The organism is Gemmatimonadota bacterium (genome assembly GCA_022560615.1).
Classification (GTDB): Bacteria; Gemmatimonadota; Gemmatimonadetes; order Longimicrobiales; family Gaopeijiaceae; genus UBA1138.
On the sequence record JADFSR010000022.1, the window covers coordinates 15,170 to 32,298 of the forward strand.

Annotated in this window: 13 protein-coding genes; all 13 read right to left on the reverse strand. The window is 63.5% G+C overall.

The window, feature by feature from the left end:
• Window positions 1-254 precede the first annotated feature (254 nt).
• The gene (gene hslU / locus IIB36_13030; protein MCH7532664.1) at window positions 255-1,736 is read right to left on the reverse strand and encodes an ATP-dependent protease ATPase subunit HslU; all 1,482 of its coding nucleotides are present in this window, start codon (window positions 1,734-1,736) and stop codon (window positions 255-257) included.
• Window positions 1,733-2,299 carry an ATP-dependent protease subunit HslV gene (hslV, locus tag IIB36_13035; GenBank protein MCH7532665.1) on the reverse strand — a complete coding sequence of 189 codons (567 nt, stop codon included), beginning with the start codon at window positions 2,297-2,299 and terminating at the stop codon, window positions 1,733-1,735. Before hslV ends, hslU begins: the two co-directional genes overlap by 4 nt.
• A gap of 118 nt (window positions 2,300-2,417) precedes the next feature.
• The gene (locus IIB36_13040; GenBank protein MCH7532666.1) at window positions 2,418-3,362 is read right to left on the reverse strand and encodes a tyrosine-type recombinase/integrase; all 945 of its coding nucleotides are present in this window, start codon (window positions 3,360-3,362) and stop codon (window positions 2,418-2,420) included.
• The gene (gene trmFO / locus IIB36_13045) at window positions 3,355-4,734 is read right to left on the reverse strand and encodes a methylenetetrahydrofolate--tRNA-(uracil(54)-C(5))-methyltransferase (FADH(2)-oxidizing) TrmFO (GenBank protein MCH7532667.1); all 1,380 of its coding nucleotides are present in this window, start codon (window positions 4,732-4,734) and stop codon (window positions 3,355-3,357) included. The genes IIB36_13040 and trmFO overlap by 8 nt, the downstream gene beginning before the upstream one ends.
• Entirely contained in the window at window positions 4,731-7,214 is a 2,484-nt protein-coding gene (gene topA, locus IIB36_13050; protein MCH7532668.1) for a type I DNA topoisomerase, read from the reverse strand. The genes trmFO and topA overlap by 4 nt, the downstream gene beginning before the upstream one ends.
• Window positions 7,211-7,756 carry a shikimate kinase gene (locus IIB36_13055; protein MCH7532669.1) on the reverse strand — a complete coding sequence of 182 codons (546 nt, stop codon included), beginning with the start codon at window positions 7,754-7,756 and terminating at the stop codon, window positions 7,211-7,213. Before IIB36_13055 ends, topA begins: the two co-directional genes overlap by 4 nt.
• A complete protein-coding gene (gene aroC, locus IIB36_13060; GenBank protein ID MCH7532670.1) occupies window positions 7,753-8,958 on the reverse strand; it encodes a chorismate synthase in 1,206 nt (401 codons plus the stop codon). Before aroC ends, IIB36_13055 begins: the two co-directional genes overlap by 4 nt.
• Window positions 8,959-9,113: 155 nt before the next feature.
• On the reverse strand, window positions 9,114-11,912 hold the full coding sequence (locus IIB36_13065; protein ID MCH7532671.1) for a hypothetical protein: 2,799 nt from the start codon (window positions 11,910-11,912) through the stop codon (window positions 9,114-9,116).
• Between the two features lie 23 nt (window positions 11,913-11,935).
• A complete protein-coding gene (locus tag IIB36_13070) occupies window positions 11,936-13,651 on the reverse strand; it encodes an AMIN domain-containing protein (GenBank protein ID MCH7532672.1) in 1,716 nt (571 codons plus the stop codon).
• Complete coding sequence (locus IIB36_13075) at window positions 13,648-14,124, reverse strand: hypothetical protein (protein MCH7532673.1); 477 nt, start codon at window positions 14,122-14,124, stop codon at window positions 13,648-13,650. Before IIB36_13075 ends, IIB36_13070 begins: the two co-directional genes overlap by 4 nt.
• A complete protein-coding gene (gene pilO / locus IIB36_13080; protein ID MCH7532674.1) occupies window positions 14,124-14,735 on the reverse strand; it encodes a type 4a pilus biogenesis protein PilO in 612 nt (203 codons plus the stop codon). The genes IIB36_13075 and pilO overlap by 1 nt, the downstream gene beginning before the upstream one ends.
• 3 nt (window positions 14,736-14,738) lie before the next feature.
• Window positions 14,739-15,428 carry a PilN domain-containing protein gene (locus tag IIB36_13085; GenBank protein ID MCH7532675.1) on the reverse strand — a complete coding sequence of 230 codons (690 nt, stop codon included), beginning with the start codon at window positions 15,426-15,428 and terminating at the stop codon, window positions 14,739-14,741.
• Between the two features lie 21 nt (window positions 15,429-15,449).
• The gene (gene pilM / locus IIB36_13090) at window positions 15,450-16,487 is read right to left on the reverse strand and encodes a type IV pilus assembly protein PilM (protein ID MCH7532676.1); all 1,038 of its coding nucleotides are present in this window, start codon (window positions 16,485-16,487) and stop codon (window positions 15,450-15,452) included.
• Window positions 16,488-17,129 lie beyond the last annotated feature (642 nt).

Sequence of the window (17,129 nt, forward strand, 5' to 3'; positions counted from 1 at the left end):
GAGATGGGGCCGTGCCACCCCAACCCGCAAACTCGTCTGTTCATTTCATTCCGGTGTTGGGCACATGGCGACCAACGCTTTCGCGTCGGTGCCCGCGCGGTTGATCCAGCGTCTCTCCTCGTCGGACCACCGCCTTCGGCGGCGGTGCCCGCTCGGCTACGACTCCTCGTCGTTCCTTGCCTGAACGCGCGCAAGCACGGGGCACCCACGCCATGGCGTGGGTCGCGCGGCCCACTGTACTTCTTCAACAGCCTTCACAGGATGTAGCGGATGAGGTCTTCGTCCTCGGAAATCTTGGCGAGTCGGTCATGTACGAAGGCGGGGTCGACGAGGATGGCGTCGGTTCCCGCTTCCGGGAGATTGAACAGCACTTCTTCCAACAGCGTCGTCATCACGGTCTGCAGCCTGCGGGCACCGATGTTCTCGAGGCGCTCGTTGAGCTGCATCGCAATGCGCGCGATCTCCGCTATGGCGTCATCGGTGAACTCGATCTTGGCGCCTTCCGTCTCGATCATCACCCGGTACTGCTCCAGGAGCGCGTTCTTCGGCTCCTGCAGAATGCGCACGAAGTCCTCTTCCCCGAGACTCCGCAGCTCCACGCGAACCGGGAAGCGACCTTGCAGCTCCGGAATCATGTCAGACGGTTTCACCACGTGGAAGGCACCGGCAGCGATGAAGAGGATGTGGTCCGTCCGCACGAGGCCGTACTTGGTGGAGACCGTGGAACCCTCGACGATCGGTAGCAGATCTCGCTGCACACCCTCGCGGCTCACGTCGGGACCCTGCACACCCCGCTGTCCCACCACCTTGTCGATCTCGTCGAGAAAGACGATCCCCATCTCCTCAGCGCGGTACAGCGCTTCGTTCACGACCTCGTCCATGTCGACGAGCTTGTCGAGTTCGTCTTGCAGGAGGATCCGCCTCGCCTCGCCGACCGACACGGTCCGTCGCTTGGTCTTCTTCGGCAGCATGTCCTGCAACATCTCGGTGAAGTTGTGATCGAGCCCGTCGCCACCACCCAACGGGAACATCATCCCTTCGATGTTCGGGGTCTGGCTCACTTCGATCTCGATCTCGCGGTCCTCCAGTTTCCCGTCGATCAGGAGCTTGCGGAGCTTCTCCCTGGTGCGCTGCCGACGCTCGATCACGCCCTCTTCCTGTTCCTCGGCTACGCCACTCGCGTCCGTGACGAAGACATGCGGCCGCTCACCGTCCGGAGCCGGCTGCGGGTCTGGGTTGGCCACGGGCAGGAGCAGCTCCAGGATGCGTTCCTCGGTCCGCGCCTCGGCAGTCTCATTCACCTCATACTCGCGATCCGACCGTACCAGGTTGATGGAGATGTCGACCAGGTCGCGGATCATCGACTCGACGTCTCGACCGACATACCCGACCTCTGTGAACTTCGACGCCTCCACCTTCAGGAACGGCGCGCCCGCAAGACCTGCGAGGCGGCGTGCGATTTCTGTCTTCCCCACGCCGGTGGGACCGATGAGAATGAGGTTGTTCGGCGCGATCTCTTGCCGCATCTCCTCCTCGACGCGCTGCCGCCTCCAGCGATTCCGGAGCACGACCGCGACCGCCTTCTTCGCATCGTCCTGCCCGATGATGTACTTGTCGAGCTCGGAGACGATCTGGCTCGGTGTGAGTTCGTCGAGCCAGATGGGGTCTTTTGACTCGTCGTCAGCTGTCGCCGGATGTACAGGCTGATCCTGGGACTCGAGCGCGTTGCTCGTCATGCCTCCCCTCCATCACCGTCTTCACCCAGCTCGAGCACGACGATGTCGCGATTGGTGTAGATACAAATGTCCCCGGCGATCTCCAGCGCGCGCTGGACGATCTCGGGGGCTTCGAGGTCCGAGTTCTCCATGAGCGCTCGGGCTGCGGCGAGCGCGAAAGAGCCACCGGATCCGATCGCGAGCACGCCGTCGTCGGGTTCGATGACGTCACCGGTGCCGCTCAGCAAGAACAAGTGATCCCTGTCCGCTATCGCGAGCAAGGCGTCGAGCCGACGTAGGTAGCGGTCCGTGCGCCAATCCTTGGCCAGCTCGACCACGGCCTTGCGCATGTTGGCCGGAAACCGCTCGAGCTTCTCCTCTAGCTTCTCGAAGAGCGTGAACGCATCGGCAACCGCACCCGCGAAACCCGCGAGGATCGTGCCGTCCTTCAGCGCTCGAACCTTGCGCGCCCTGCCCTTCACCACGGTGTCACCCATTGTCACTTGACCGTCTCCACCCATGGCGACCCGCCCGTCCCGACGGACGGCGAGAACGGTGGTCGCTCGAATTTCCGGTAGACTCATCTATCCCAACTCTCGTGGAATTCCATCGCCGCACGGTTGAACGGAGTGGCTAGGTGCAAGCGCGGGGCCACGAATCTAACGCTGGCGCTGCCGAAATGGCAGTCCGGACCGTCCGACGCTACTCGCCTCGCGGGTGCGCGTCCCTGTAGACCCGAAGCAAGCGGTCTTTCGTCGTGTGGGTGTAGATCTGGGTCGTAGACAGCGAAACGTGGCCGAGCAGCTCCTTGACCGCGAGCAGATCGGCTCCCGCTTCCAACAGATGGGTTGCGAAGGAGTGTCGCAGCGCGTGAGCGGAGAGTCCACGCGCGCCGGCGGCCACGTCGAAACACGCGCTCACCGAGGTCTGGATGGAGCGGCGCGAGAGCCGTCCACCGCGTGCGTTCACGAGCAGCGCGTCGTCCGTCCGGTTCGGTACCTCTGCGCGCCGTGGCTCGTAGTGAGCGATCGCCCTGAGAGACGCATCGGAAACGGGAACGATGCGTTCCTTCCTGCCCTTGCCCATCACGCGGACCAGCTTCGAGCCCCGATCGATCGAATCAAGGTCCACAGCGTACAACTCGGAGAGCCGTAGGCCGCTCCCATAGAGAAGCTCGAGAATGACGAGGTCGCGGGCGCTACTCAGCGTGTTCTGTGCGGCTCGCTTCTCCGCCTCAGCGAAGACGTCTCGCACGTCCCCACGGGTCAGATGCCCAGGGAGCGTTTTCTCGGTCTTGGGAGCTCGCACGGCGCTCGCCGGGTTTCTCGGTATGCGGTCCTCGCCGTGCAAGAATCTGAAGAAGGATCGAGTTGCCGAGAGCTTTCGACCGACCGTGCGTTTGCTCAGTCCCTTGCGACCGAGCCAGCCCATGAAACCCCGCAAGGCAAGACGATCTACGTCCTCGTCGGCCCAGCGCCAATCCGCGTGGCCGAGGTACCCGGTCAGGAATTCGCTCAGCTGGCGTAGGTCGAGCTCATAGGCCTCGACCGTGTGGCCCGAGAGTTGCCGTTCGTCGGCGAGGTGTCGTAGGAAGTCTCGAACCTCGGTGCTCGCCGGGTGACCCTCCAGGAGCCCGCCCTCAGTCACCAGCCGCTGGTGCGACGAAAGCCCCGGGCTCGGCACTCACCGACGCGGCCAGCTTTCCCATGTCCGCAACGGAAAGTCCGTGTCCCACCATCCAGGTCAAAAAATCCTCCTGGGCACGCGCGGCGAGCATCTGTCGCCTCTGCTTCTTGCCCTTGATCCGCCTTTCGAGCGGCTCGACCAAACCCCAGTTCGAGTTCATCGGCTGAAAGTGACCTGGTTTGGCCTCCCTCAGGTATTGGAAGAGCCCGCCGAGCATGGTCGTCGGGGGCGGCACGATCGCCTCTTCGCCAGCGAGAACTCGAGCCAGGTTGATGCCCGCCAGGATTCCGCTCGCCGCCGACTCGGTGTATCCCTCGACGCCAGTGAGCTGCCCTGCGAAAACGACGTCCGGACGAGACGCCGGGGCCCCGTACCGCGAGAGCCGCTCGGGGAAGTTCAGATAGCTATTCCGGTGAATCGAACCCAGGCGTAGGAATTCCGCGTCGGCAAGCCCCGGAATCATGGTGAAGATTCGGCGCTGCTCACCAACCCTGAGACGAGTCTGAAAACCGACCATGTTCCACATTTGGCCAGCGCGATCTTCGCGGCGGAGCTGGACGACCGCCCAGGGTCGGTCGCCCGTCCGTGGATCGGTGAGACCGATCGGCTTCATGGGTCCGAAGCGAAGGGTGTCGAGACCACGGGACGCCATGACCTCGACGGGCAAACACCCCTCGAAGTACGGCACCGCATCCCAATCGTGGCCCTCGCGGGCTTGACCGGTGTTCAACGCCTCGATGAACGCGGCATACTCCTCCTGGTTCATCGGACAATTCAGATAGTCGGAGTCCTCGTCGAAGCGGCCCGCTTCGAAGACCACGCTCTCGTCCACGCTGTCGCGGTGCACGATCGGAGCGATCGCGTCGAAGAATGCGAGGCCGCCATCGCCGAGAGCCTCCTGGATCGCGCTCGAGAGCGCGTCCGAGGTGAGAGGGCCCGTGGCGATGATCGCAGGACCTTCGGGCAGCGCCGTGCACTCCTCCCTCACGACCCGGATTCGTGCCTCGGCCTCCACCGCGGCGGTCATCGCCCGCGAGAAGAGGCCCCGGTCCACCGCGAGCGCCGATCCGGCCGCCACACGCGACTGATCGGCCGAGCGCAGAAGAACCGATCCGAGCGCTCTCATCTCCCGCTTGAGCTGGCCGTGGGCGTTCTCGGGGCCCTCGCTCTTGAACGAGTTCGTGCACACGAGCTCGCCGAGGTCCTCGGTCTGGTGTGCCTCGGTGTTGCGCACGGGACGCATCTCAACGAGGTGAACGTCGTGCCCCCTCTGAGCGAGCTGGAGCGCGGCTTCACAACCGGCCAGCCCTCCTCCGACCACAGTGACCGTCACTTCTTTCCCCGCCGCCGGCCCTTCTTTCCGCCCTTCCGTGCCGCTTTCTTGGCAAGTAAGTCCACAGCGAGGTCGAGGTCCACGTCCTCCGGCTCGGTGCCCTTGGGCAGCGTCGCGTTGATGCTTCCGTCGGTCACATACGGGCCGTACCGGCCGGAAAGGATCACCAGGTCGTCGCCGGAGTCAGGGTGCTTCCCGAGCTGCTTGAGTGCCGTTCGCTTCCCGGAGACCTTGGCTCTTATCAATTCGACCGCCTCCTCCAAGGTTACCGACCACATGTGATCGTGATCCTTGAGGCTCGCGAACGTCTTGCCCCTGCGTACGAACGGGCCGAAGCGGCCGAGGCCGGCGACGATCTCCTCGTCGGTCTCGGGGTCCACGCCGATGGGACGCGGCAGCTGGAGCAGCTTCACCGCGTAGTCCAGATCTACGTCCTGTGGCTGCATGCCCTTGGGCAGGCTCGAGCGCCTCGGCTTCTTGCCTTCCGCCTCCGACTCGAGTTCTACGTACGGACCATAGGGGCCGTACTTGAGTCGGACCATGCGTCCGTCCTCAGGATGCGGACCGAGTTCGTCACCCTCGGGATCGAAGCCGTCCAGCGAGCGAGTGCTCTTGCACTCGGGGTATCCGGAGCAGCCGAGGAAGCGACCGAACCGATTCCAGCGCACGAGCATGGGCCGGCCGCACTTATCGCAGTTCTCACCCTCTGCGGCCAGAATCTCCCTGATGATCGCGTCGGAGTTGGCCTCGCCCGCCTCGATGCTCTCGCGAAGCCGCGGGTAGAAGTCCTCGAGCAGGCTACGCCACTCGACCTCACCGTCCTCGACACGGTCGAGCTCGGTCTCCATCCGGCTAGTGAACTCGACGTCGAACAGGTCCGGGAAGAGGCGGACGAGCAGCTTCAAGACGACCTCGCCAAGGTCAGTCGGGTGGAAGCGGCGCTGCTCGAGCTCGACATAGTCACGGTCGATGATCACCGAGATGATCTGCGCGTACGTTGAGGGACGCCCGATGCCGAGCTTCTCCATCTCCTTCACGAGGCTCGCTTCCGAGTACCGCGGCGGAGGCTGCGTGAAGTGCTGGTTCGGCTCGATGCGCCCCAGCTCTGCGACGTCTCCGTCGTTCAGGTCAGGCAGCGGCTCCAAATCGTCGAGGCGCCGATGCTCCCCGGCCTCGGTCGCCTCCAGGTAGAGCCGGGTGAAGCCCTGAAACTTCACGATCGAGCCGGTCGCCCGAAACAGGAAGTGCCGCCCTGAGCCGCCAGCGAGGTCGAAATCCGCCGTCGTCGTGTCGTAGACTGCTGGCGACATCTGGCTGGCGACGAAACGGAGCCAGATGAGCTCGTACAGCTTTGCCTGATCCAGCTCGAGGTATCGCGAGGCTTCCGAAGGGAGGATCGTGACATCCGTCGGACGAACGGCCTCGTGCGCGTCCTGCGCCGCGCGCTGCTGCTTGCCGCCATACAGTCGCGGCACTTTCGGAATGTACGAGTCCCCGAACTCGCCCGTGATCCACATCCGCGCTTCATCGACCGCGGTTGAGGAGACCCGAGTCGAGTCCGTCCTCATGTACGTGATCAGACCTATTTGGCCCCGGCCGCCGATCGTCTGACCCTCGTACAACCGCTGGGCGTTGGACATCGTCCTGCGGGCCGAAAAGCGCAGCCGCTTCGCCGCCTCCTGCTGCAACGTCGATGTGGTGAACGGCGCAGCCGGATTCTTCCGCCGCTCGCGTCGCTTGACTTCGGTGACCGCAAACGGCACGTCCGCTACGTCGCGAACCACGCCGGCAGCAGCCTCTTCGTTGTCGAGAGTGAACTTCTTGCCGTCGATCTGGTGCAGCTTGGCCTCGAACGCCTGATCGTCGCGGCTCAACTGCGCGGTGATCGACCAGTACTCCTGCTCGACGAATGCGCGGACCTCGTCCTCGCGCTCGCAGATGAGCCGGAGCGCCACGGTCTGCACTCTACCTGCCGACAGCCCCGGACGGATCGGCTTCCAGAGCATGGGGCTGACCTGGTACCCGACGAGCCGGTCGAGAATCCGACGCGCCTGCTGGGCCTCGATCTTTCTACTGTCCAGCTCCTCAGGAGCGTCCAGAGCAGCCTGAACCGCACGCTTGGTGACTTCTCGGAAGATGACCCGCTGGAAGCGCCCTCGGTCTTTCTCATACCCCAGCTGCTCCGCGACGTGATACGCGATCGCCTCACCCTCACGGTCGGGGTCGGTCGCGAGGATGATCCGATCGGCGCCCTTGGCCTTCTTCTTGAGCTCCGAGATCACCTTGCCCTTGCCCCGGATCGTCACGTACTTGGGCTCGAAACCGTTCTCGATGTCGACGCCCAACTCCTTGGTGGGCAGGTCCCGGACGTGGCCCACGGACGCCACGACTTCATACCCCTTGCCGAGGTATTTTCCGATTGTGCGCGCCTTCGCCGGGGACTCGACGATGACGAGATGCCTACCGCCGTTGTCGCTCATTCAGTGTCTGTTGTGGGTTGATTCAGCCTCAGAAGCTCCATGACTCGGATTGACACATCTTCTACGGAGAAGCCCTCCGTGTCTACCTCATACTCCGATCGCGCATAGAGCGGCGTTCGCAGAAGCAACAGTTCTTGTGTCGCCGCGAGAGCGTCCGGCCCCCTCAACAGCGGCCGGTAGTGCGGCTGAGTCCCCGCACGCCGAACCGCCTCCTCGGCGCTCACGCGGAGCCAGACGGTAGTGGTGCCCCGAGAGAGGTCGTCCAGTCGGCCGGGCACCGCTGCCCAGCCCCCGCCACTCGCGACGACGACATGCTCCTCCATCAGGAGGGCCTGGGTTACCTCGTGCTCGAGCTCCCGGAATCGAGGCTCACCGAGCTTCGAGAAGATGTCCGGGATCAGAATGCCCTGTTCTCGCTCCACGACGTCGTCCGCATCAGCGAAGCGCCAACCCAGACGCCCTGCCAGGTCCGCACCGACGCTGGACTTGCCCGACCCCATGAATCCCACGAGCAGTATTCGGAGGAGGTCGGACCCAGTCACCGTTCGCCGAAACCGCGCTCGGCCAGGTACGCGAGATAGCCATCGAAGTTTCGACGGATCTCGCTGATCGAGTCTCCGCCGAACTTCTCCAGAAACGCGTCCGCGAGCACCAACGCGACCATGGCCTCTGCTACGACCGCAGCGGCCGGTACCGCGCAAACGTCGCTGCGCTCGACGGCCGCGTCACCCTCGGAGCCGTCCCGCAAGTCCACGCTCGGCAGCGGCTTCCTCAGCGTCGAGATCGGCTTCATCGCGCCACGAACAATGAGCGGCTCACCGGTCGTAACTCCACCTTCGAGCCCCCCGGCCCGATTCGATGCCCGGCCGAAGCCACCCGTGCGCGGCTTCTCTTCCGCTCGCACGATAGGGTCGTGAACCTCGGAACCCGGACGTCGCGCGCCCTCGAACCCAAGGCCGAGCTCGACCCCTTTTACCGCCTGAATCGACATCACGGCTCCGGCAAGCCGGCCGTCCAGCCTCCGGTCCCATGAGACGTAGCTCCCGAGCCCTACGGGCGCGCCGGTAACGACCACCTCGAAGATCCCTCCAAGCGTATCACCGCGCTCCTTGGCCTGATCGATCTCCTCCATGATCCGCGTCGCCGCACCGTCGTCGAGGCAGCGTACCGGGTTGGGGTCGGCGGCCGCGTTGATGTCCTCGGGTAGCTCGCCGATCTCCGCCTGCACCGGGCCGATCGAGACGACATGACTCCCGATGGAGATGCCGAACTCACCGAGCAGGCGCTTCGCTACCGCTCCACATGCGACGCGCGCGGCGGTCTCCCGTGCGCTGGCCCGCTCGAGGATGTCACGCACGTCCCGCCGATCGTACTTGAGCGCACCGACCAGATCCGCGTGTCCCGGGCGTGGTAGGTAGTGGGGCCGCAACGCCTTGGGATTCGCGTCCTCGGCAGGCGAATGGTGGCTCATCGCGGTGGTCCAGTTCTTCCAGTCCCGGTTCCAGATCGTCATGGAGATCGGGGATCCGAGCGTCTCGCCCAGGCGGACTCCACTGAGCAGTTCCGCCTGATCGGACTCGATCTGCATGCGCCGGCCCCGACCGTACCCACCCTGTCTTCGCTTGAGCTCGGGATCGACGTCGCGGGACATGTCGAGCTCCAGTCCCGCGGGTATGCCCTCGATGAGGGCGGTAAGCCCCCGGCCGTGGGATTCGCCTGCGGTGCGGAACGAAATGCGCGTCATGCTCGTCTACGAACTCACTGTTCGAGTGCACCGGATGATGCTTGAGCATATATAGACAAGGTGCTCAGGCGCACCAAGGGCGAACGTCGCTCTAAGAAGGAAAACGCCCGGTGAGTCCGCAGACCCGCCGGGGCGTCCCATCGCGTTCGGTCGCTTCAATTCCGGGAGGGGTGATCCCGCAGGATGTCGCTCTTGCGCACGTTGATCACGACCACGCCGCCGGCGTCCGTCGTACCGTACAGTTTGAGCACCACGCAGCGGTCTTCGGTGCCGCCTGCGCCACCGTCTTCCGGCCATGGGCTGTTGAAATCCCCGCCCTGGAAAACCTCGATCGCGGAGCCGATGGTTCGACCCGCTTGATCCGTAACCGTGGTCGAAACGCACTGGAACGGTGCCCCCGAGGGATCCTGGTTGTCCTTCGGGAACGGGAGCGACGCCCGCAACGGACCCGAGATGACGTCTCGGATGAAGATGCGCCCGGAGCGGAAGAAGTGGAACGTGTCGTAGATGTCGATCGTGCGCTCACCCGTACCCACCAGCGCGATGTGGGTGTTCGGCCGGTACTCGCCGGTGAAATTGGTGAGTGAGACGGCATTCGCGTGCAGTGGATGGAGGACCGCACCCGAGCCACCCGAGAGCGACAGCGACGGACCACCTTGTAACCTCAGGTCGGTCGTGAAGAACGAGACCTGGTTCGTGCCACGTACCACACCCAGGGTCCCGTCGTAGTTGAGGCCGATGCCCTTCACGGTCTCACCGGCATTGGTGATGAGGTCCGTGACCTCAATGAAGCGGCTGATGGCGTCCGTGGCGGTCTCGTACATGATCACGCGGCCAATCGGGTCGATCGCACCCTCGCCGAACACCACCCAACCTCCATCACCCGAAGCCGCCACTAAGGTCGTGTCGGTGAATCCGAGGTTCTCGATGTTCCATCTGCTCCCGGTGACCGAATAGATGTCCGACGTCGTATTCGCGACGAGGTCCGCAACCGCCAGGTCCACTGCGTCGGTTATGCTCGTGATCGGCATGGTGATGTCACCCGGAATGTGATCCGTGATCGTCACCAGGTCGTCAGCACCCGTGTTGCTCACGACGATGTTGTCTACGTGCGCGATCGCAGTGAAATCCTCGGCGTCGTCCAGGCGCGCGTGCTCCACGAAAATCACGACCTCGGGCCGGAGACCGCCCGTGGGATGGAAGGCCTTTCTGATCGTGCCGACCTGGTCGAGCGCGGGCACGACCTTCGTCGAGAAGAGGGAGCGGCCGGTCGAATCGCGAGCGATGTATTGGGGCCGATCGGAGAAGCCCAGCGCGTCGGGGTCGGGCAGTACGGTCACGGTGAAGCGGATGACGCCAGTCTCGTCAATCACGCGCTCAACCTCGAACAGGACGACGTCCGGTGTCAGGAAGCGACGCGACGCATCTTCCGCGGCGGGCCCGAGTCCATCATCGGGTCCGAGGTATACCATCGAGAGGTTGGTTCCTCCGGAGTTCGCCACGATCAGTGTGTCGCCACACCCTGCGGCAGGGCTGAGGGGCGCGCAGCTGTTCAACGTGATGCCCCAGGGCTCCGAGCCCACCGGAATCGAGGTCAGGAATTCCTCGTCTTGCAGACGGAAGACCTCGATGCGATCACGCCCGACGTTGGAGAGCAGCAGGTTGCGCCGCAGCGTGTCCACGACGGCATCCAAGATCTTGCCACCGGAGGGAAGCAGGACCGTCGTGCCCGCCACGATGGGGCGGATTACGCGGTCGCCGGGTCGACCGTCAGCCACCGTTTGGCCACCCGAGAGCGTAAAGCACGGGTTCGCCGCCAAGGAATCGACTCCGAGCGCGGAGGCGCAGTTGCCGTCCGCGTCGCGCAGCCAGCTGGTGATCTCGAAGATCAACGTGTCGGGCAAACTCAAGGAATCGACGTTGAAGACCGGGAACGAGAAGCTGGTCGTCACCGTGCCAGTACGCGGTGGACTGAAGGTGGCCGAATCCGTCCGGAGGATCGTGTCCCCGCGAGTCGCGGAGATCGCGAGAACCGTGTAGCCGGCCACCGCCACGCCCCCGCCCTGGGTATCGTCACCGCCCGAAACAGTGACGAGAATCTCGTCCTGCAGCTCCAGCCGCTCTGCCGCGACGGACTCGTGCGTCAGGCGCGGCGCGATTGTGTCGCCGACGTCCGCGGCGATGACAGTGAGCGTCAGCGGGCCATCTCCGCCAAGGACGCCCAGGCTGTTCCGGGCTGATGCGGAGAGGAAAATCTCACCTACAATCCCAGCCGGGATCGCGACCACGGTATCGAGCGCCACCGAGTCGCTCGCGGGCGTGATCGTCTTCACGATCGAAGCCTGGAAGACGCCCGTGATCTGCAGGGATATTTCGATGATCCCGAGCGGATCCTGCGCCAGGACCCGCGCGCTCAGGTTCAAGCCCGCCTGAACTGTCTGTCCGTCCTCGATATCGAGCAGATCGACGTCGGGACCACCGAGGATCAGGTCGACGGTGTCCGTTGTAATGTTCCCTGCTGTGTCTGTCGCCTCAACGAGGATCTGCACGGTCTCCTTCACGTCGTCCGCGGTGGGAAGCAGATAGCGGGTGAGGGTCGTATCCTCCACGTCCGGGAGGGTGATCGTTTTTTCCTGGAAGCGTTGGATCACCACGTCGGTGCCGAGATCAACGTCTCCGCGCTGCGATATTCCGAAGAACCGTACAAAACGCACAGCTACGTTGTCCGTCACACGGACCGAGACGAACACAGAATCGCCGATCGGCTTGGCGGACAGCGAGTCGCCCCTCGGGACGGTGATCGTCACCGTCGGGGCCTTGATGTCGTCACCTACGCGAGGCCCGCTGGGCACGCTGAACAAGTTCTCGCCGTCGCAAGCGGCGACCAAGAACACACCGGCCATCGCGGCAGTGGTGACCAGCAAGCGCAGTCCGAACGATCCATTCCGACCCATGATCTCGTTCCCGATCGACTCGATCAGTTGGTGCCGCGCACGATGTGCGGCGTCACGAGGATGATCAGATCACGCTGGAACTCCTGCATCCGTGTCACGCGAAAGAGCTTTCCAATGACGGGCAGGTCCATCAAGAGCGGGATGCCCGAGCGGACCTCGGTACGCTCCCTCTGAGTAAGTCCCGCAATGACGACAGTCTCACCGTCCGCGACGAGCACCCGCGTCTGGGCCCGCTGCGTGCGGAAAATGAAGCCCACGTCGGACTCCGCGAGCTCCGCCGCCGAGCGCTCGGCTTCGACTTCTAGCAGAATGTGGCCATCGTCCGTCACGTGAGGCGTCACTCTGAGGATGATACCCGTCTCTTGTTGTGAAACTTGAGCCCTCGGGAACGTCCCGCCTGCGCCGCCGCCGGCACCGGCGTCGATCGTACGGATCGGGGTGAGCTCACCGACGAGGAGCTCGGCCCGGTGGTTGTCCAGCGTAGTGATCTGGGGCTCTGCCTCGATATCACTGAGGTTCACGGACTGTAGCGCGTCGATGAAGCTGATGAGCTGGTGCCGGCCCACGACCAGCGAGGTCAGTATCTGGAGCGTAGGGCTAGCGACCCGGGCGGCGGCGTTTCCGAGCGCAGCGATGGAGTTCCCGCCGAGCGCAACCACCGCGGTCCCCTGCTCGACCGTTTCGAGCACACCGTCACCGTCGAAGTCGACGGCGCCGTCAGACAACTGGTTGATCTGGTTGCCCCGAGAGTCCTTGATCTCGTAGGTGACGCCAAGCTCGGCGAGGTCCGTCCGGTTCACGAAGATGATCTTCGCGGAGATCGAGACCTGCGCAGTCTCGACATCGAGCTCACTGAGTAGCTGGGTCACACCGGCTTGGACACGCTCGATGTCCGACACGATGATCGTGTTGGTGCCCTGTGCGACAGTGATCTGGCCTCGCTCGGTTAGCAGCGGCGTGAGAGCCGCCGACACTTCGGTGGCGGTCGCGTAGTTGACCGGATACGCGACCGTCCGGAGGCGCTCGACCTGCTCCGCGGCGTCCATGTCCGCGATGTTGTTGATCCGGATGATCCCGTGCTCGTCCTCCTGAGCTATGAGACCATTGGAGAAGAGGATCGCGTCGAGCGCGACGTCCCAGGGCTGACCGTTGATCTCGGCGGTGACCGAGCCCATCACACCCGCGCCAGCTACGATCGATTTCCCCGAGAAATTGGCGAACGCCAGGAGAACCGAGGTGATCGGCTCCTGGACATAGGTCAGGTAGATCGGCTCGGCCTGACTCTGCTGAGGCGGCGCAGCAACGGTCGCGAGCGTCAGGCTCGTCGGGTCGAATGCGCTCATGGACGTCCCGGACGACCACGGCTCGAAGTCCGCGACCTCAGGGGTTTCCAACGTGACGCGCACACCTCGCGGGTCTCGCGTCACCGAGTAGCCGACTTTGTCCGTCAATTCGAGCACGACGCGAACGATGTCCGCGGAGTACTGGCTCGCCTTGACGGTCCGGATGCCCCCTCGGTTGACCAGGGAGAACTCGTCGCGCGGAAGTGCGTTCTGAGCCCCGATTAGGTCGATGACCAGGCGGTAGGGTCCTTCCATCAGGAAATCGCGAAACTCGACGTCTCCGTCGATCGCAATAAGGACGCTCGTCTGTTCGTTCATCGGAGTGATCGCCACCTCCGTGACGGGCCCTCCGAAGGAGAGGAGCGCGCCCGCCCACAGGGCGAACATCGAGGTCATTGGTTGCCTCCAAGGACGCTTAGGAGCCGCATGGTCCTGCGATCCGTGATGCCGAATTCTTCGACCTCCACCTCGATCGACTTGCGATTGATCACGACGACGGTGGTATTGCCGATCGTCTGGCCAACCTTGAGGTGGTAGGAATCGCCGATGTCAGCCGAGATCGTGCCGTCGGCCGCGATGGTGGCGATGCTGGTGCTGACCGTAGCAACGCTTCGGCCCGGGGTCTCAAAGTATATGATCCCCGACAGGCGCAACCGTTCGTATCGCGGACCGCCACTGTCCGTCGCGAGCAGCGGCCGGAAGGGGTTCAGCCGCTCGAAGGACGGGTAGACAAAGATCTCACGCTCGAACGCCAACTCGGTCTGCGCCGGAGGTCCATCAGGTGGAGGAGGATCCTGCGCCGTCGCTGCTTGTGGCCACAGGATGAGCATGCCGACGAGCAGCACCACGGGAGCGGATCGTTTCATCATCAGCCTCCAGAAATCTCAGCTGCAGGGGGAGCTGCGGCCCGATCTGGGACGACATACGTCTCGATGCGAAACGTCGCGATCACCGGCGACACCATGTCCGGGTAGCGTCCGGGCTGGTCATACAGCCGAACGTCTACCTCGACCGACGTGACGATTCGAGACAAGCTGGCGACACCGGTCAGGAACCGACCCACGTCGTGGTACTCGCCTACGACCGCCATGCCGTAGGACGTCTTGTCGTAGAACGTGCCTGTCTCGGCGGGCTCCGGCACCATGCGGTCGATACGGACGTCGGTAAGTCTCCCCACGTTGCTGATGTCGTTCGCGAGGGTGCCGACCTCTTCTGCTGCGGGGATCAACTCCTCGAGCTTTTGCACGTGACGCTCGTAGATGCGGTTCCGCTCCTCCAAGTCACCGCCCCCACGAGCCGCCTGAACTCGAGCTCGACGGTTCTGGCCGTCGAGCGTCTCGACGTGTGCCAAGACCTCTGCGTTGTCGGCCTCGACGGGGGCCAGCAAATACATGTGGAACGGCACGATCGCTACGAGGAACGCGACGCCTCCAAGCATCCAGTTGCGCTGCCTCGGATCGGTTGGGTAGTACCAAGCCATTCGTCAATCCCCCCCAGTGCTGCCCGGAGCGGCTTCCTGCGCCACGCCCGTCTGGTCGTCGAAGAGCGGCACCGTCTCCAGTTCATCGAGCGGCGGGTTTTCGTAGGTGGCGATCAGCTCGAATTCGTAGATCACATCTGCTGGATTCTCCGCAGACGTCGTCTGCTGCATCAGCTCCGGAAACACTAGGCGCAGGAACGGAGACGCCTCCAGGTTCGCCATATAGGCCGTGATCGCCGGAATGCTGCCCGCGCGACCGTTGATGCGGACCTCCAGCGGGTCCTGGCTGACATACAGGACCTCTCTGAGCCATGTGTACTCAGGAACGGCGCGCGCGATCTCGTAAAGAAGGTGCGGCCAGACGTAGCGATCGACATCGATTTCCTGAATGATCGCGACACGCTGAGCGATGGAATCACCTCGCGCGATGAGTTCGTTGGCCCGTGCGATCTGGTCCGCAAAGAGGGTCGAATCCTGTAGGCCTTCCGTGAGCAGCACCGCCAAATCGTCGGCCTCGACGATCTTGGCGTCGTAGTAGGCGTAACCCATGTAACCGAGAGCGACGATCCCGGCTGCGACACACCAGAGGGTGTACCGGTCCGGCGTCCCTCCAGTAGGAAGCCCGGGCAGCTTGAACTGGAAGCCGCGCGAGCGCCCTTTCTTGGCGCCGGGTAGTAGATTGACTTCGATCACGGCTCAGCCGGTTCTCATCATCTAGACGCGCAGTGCCAGCCCGAGCGATAACAGCAGCATCGGGGCGGCCTCGTCGATAGACATGTTACGCGCTGCGTCCGGGTGAACCGGAACTCGTTCGAACGGGTTCACCAGCTCCGTTTCCACGTTCATTCGCGTTCCGAGCGCCTCGACCATCCCGGGAATACGGGCGCCACCTCCACTCAGGAATACGCGCCCGATGGTCTCGCCGTCCTCACGGGTCATGAGGAATGCACTTGCACGTTCGATGCCAACCGCCACTTCGTCGGCGGAGGCCTCGACGATCTGCTCGAGGTTCTCGACGGTTTCCTTGCCTTGCACCACGTCTTCGGCCTGCTCGGCAGTCAGCCCCCGCTCGCGCTGGAGGTCCTCCCGGATCTTGCGCGAACCGAAAGGAATGTCGCGCGTCAGGATCGGCACGCCGTTCTCGAGGATGTTCACGTTCGTCGTCTCATGGCCGATGTTGACGAGGCCGATGATCCCATCCAGGGCATCCGGATAGTTGTGCTCGAAGGCGTTGTGGAGTGCGAATACCTCGATGTCGATGACGACGGGGTTCACCCCTGCGTCCTGCAGCAAGCCAACCTTGTTGTCCACCAACTCCCGCTTGGCCGCGACGAGTAGCACCTCCATCTGAAGCCCGTCGTCGTGAGGGTTCAGAATCTGGAAGTCCAGCTCGACGCTCTTGATGTCGAAGGGTACGTGCTGCTCCGCCTCCCACCGGATCACGTCGCGAGCGTCCGACTCCTTCATCCGATCCATCTCGATCTTCTTGATGATGACGTCGTGGCCACCCACAGCGGTCACGACTTCGGCACCCTTGAGGTCCATTTCCTCGAAGAGCCCCATGACGGCATCGGATACGAGACCGTAGTCCATGACCTCCCCTTCCACGATCGCGTCGGGAAGCAGCGGGCACATGGCCACTCGCGTCACTTCGGGTTGGTCACCCGAGTGATCGACCTCCACGACCTTCACGAACCCGGACCCGATGTCCAGACCGATGGAAGATCTCTTTCTTCGTCCAAAGAGCGCCATGCGGTGCCTTCACCAGGAGAGACTGAAAACAAATTTCCCCAAGAATGTTGATTGAGCTTACCACCAAAAGTTAAGTCTTGTCAAGAACAATGTGCCGATCGGGCTTAACAAAGTTTTGGTAAACATTTGGCGCCAAAATCCTGCGGCGAGAGCCGGTGACTCCGTTCGGCCGGCGCGTCGTTTAGCTGACGCTCTATCATTACAGGGTTGAAACTCTCCGTGACAGCTTCGGCTCGGTGCCAGCTTTAGCTGTCGGCGCAGGGACTGCCTGCATCGGAGTCTTGGAGATGGATCCCCAGATGGCGACATGGAGGCCGCGTCACTCGACTGGCGTCGAGGGGGTGCAGTTTCTCGACTAGACCAGGCACCTCGGGAGACGTCGGATCCTCGGCTTGACACGGCCGGTGCGACTTTACGGAGCGCACTTCCATTCAGGTGGGACTACCGCCGCTTCTGGAGATGGCAAGGAGCGCGCCAACTATCGCTCACGGTGCGGTGCGAGGCAGAAGGTGGCCGAAGAAGCAGGAAAACAGGGATGTTCGGCGTTTGTGACATTACGTTGCACGGGCGGCTGTGGCGCGGAAAACTCTGCGTGTGAGGGAAAAAACTACTCGGATCAAACCGCTTGGCTTGGTGACGACC

Coding starts and splice junctions, on each gene's coding strand:
- hslU (MCH7532664.1), bottom strand. CDS start 1,736: ATGACGAGCAACGCGCTCGAGTCCCAGGATCAGCCTGTACATCCGGCG.
- hslV (MCH7532665.1), bottom strand. CDS start 2,299: ATGAGTCTACCGGAAATTCGAGCGACCACCGTTCTCGCCGTCCGTCGG.
- topA (MCH7532668.1), bottom strand. CDS start 7,214: ATGAGCGACAACGGCGGTAGGCATCTCGTCATCGTCGAGTCCCCGGCG.
- aroC (MCH7532670.1), bottom strand. CDS start 8,958: ATGACGCGCATTTCGTTCCGCACCGCAGGCGAATCCCACGGCCGGGGG.
- IIB36_13065 (MCH7532671.1), bottom strand. CDS start 11,912: ATGGGTCGGAATGGATCGTTCGGACTGCGCTTGCTGGTCACCACTGCC.
- IIB36_13070 (MCH7532672.1), bottom strand. CDS start 13,651: ATGACCTCGATGTTCGCCCTGTGGGCGGGCGCGCTCCTCTCCTTCGGA.
- IIB36_13075 (MCH7532673.1), bottom strand. CDS start 14,124: ATGATGAAACGATCCGCTCCCGTGGTGCTGCTCGTCGGCATGCTCATC.
- pilO (MCH7532674.1), bottom strand. CDS start 14,735: ATGGCTTGGTACTACCCAACCGATCCGAGGCAGCGCAACTGGATGCTT.
- pilM (MCH7532676.1), bottom strand. CDS start 16,487: ATGGCGCTCTTTGGACGAAGAAAGAGATCTTCCATCGGTCTGGACATC.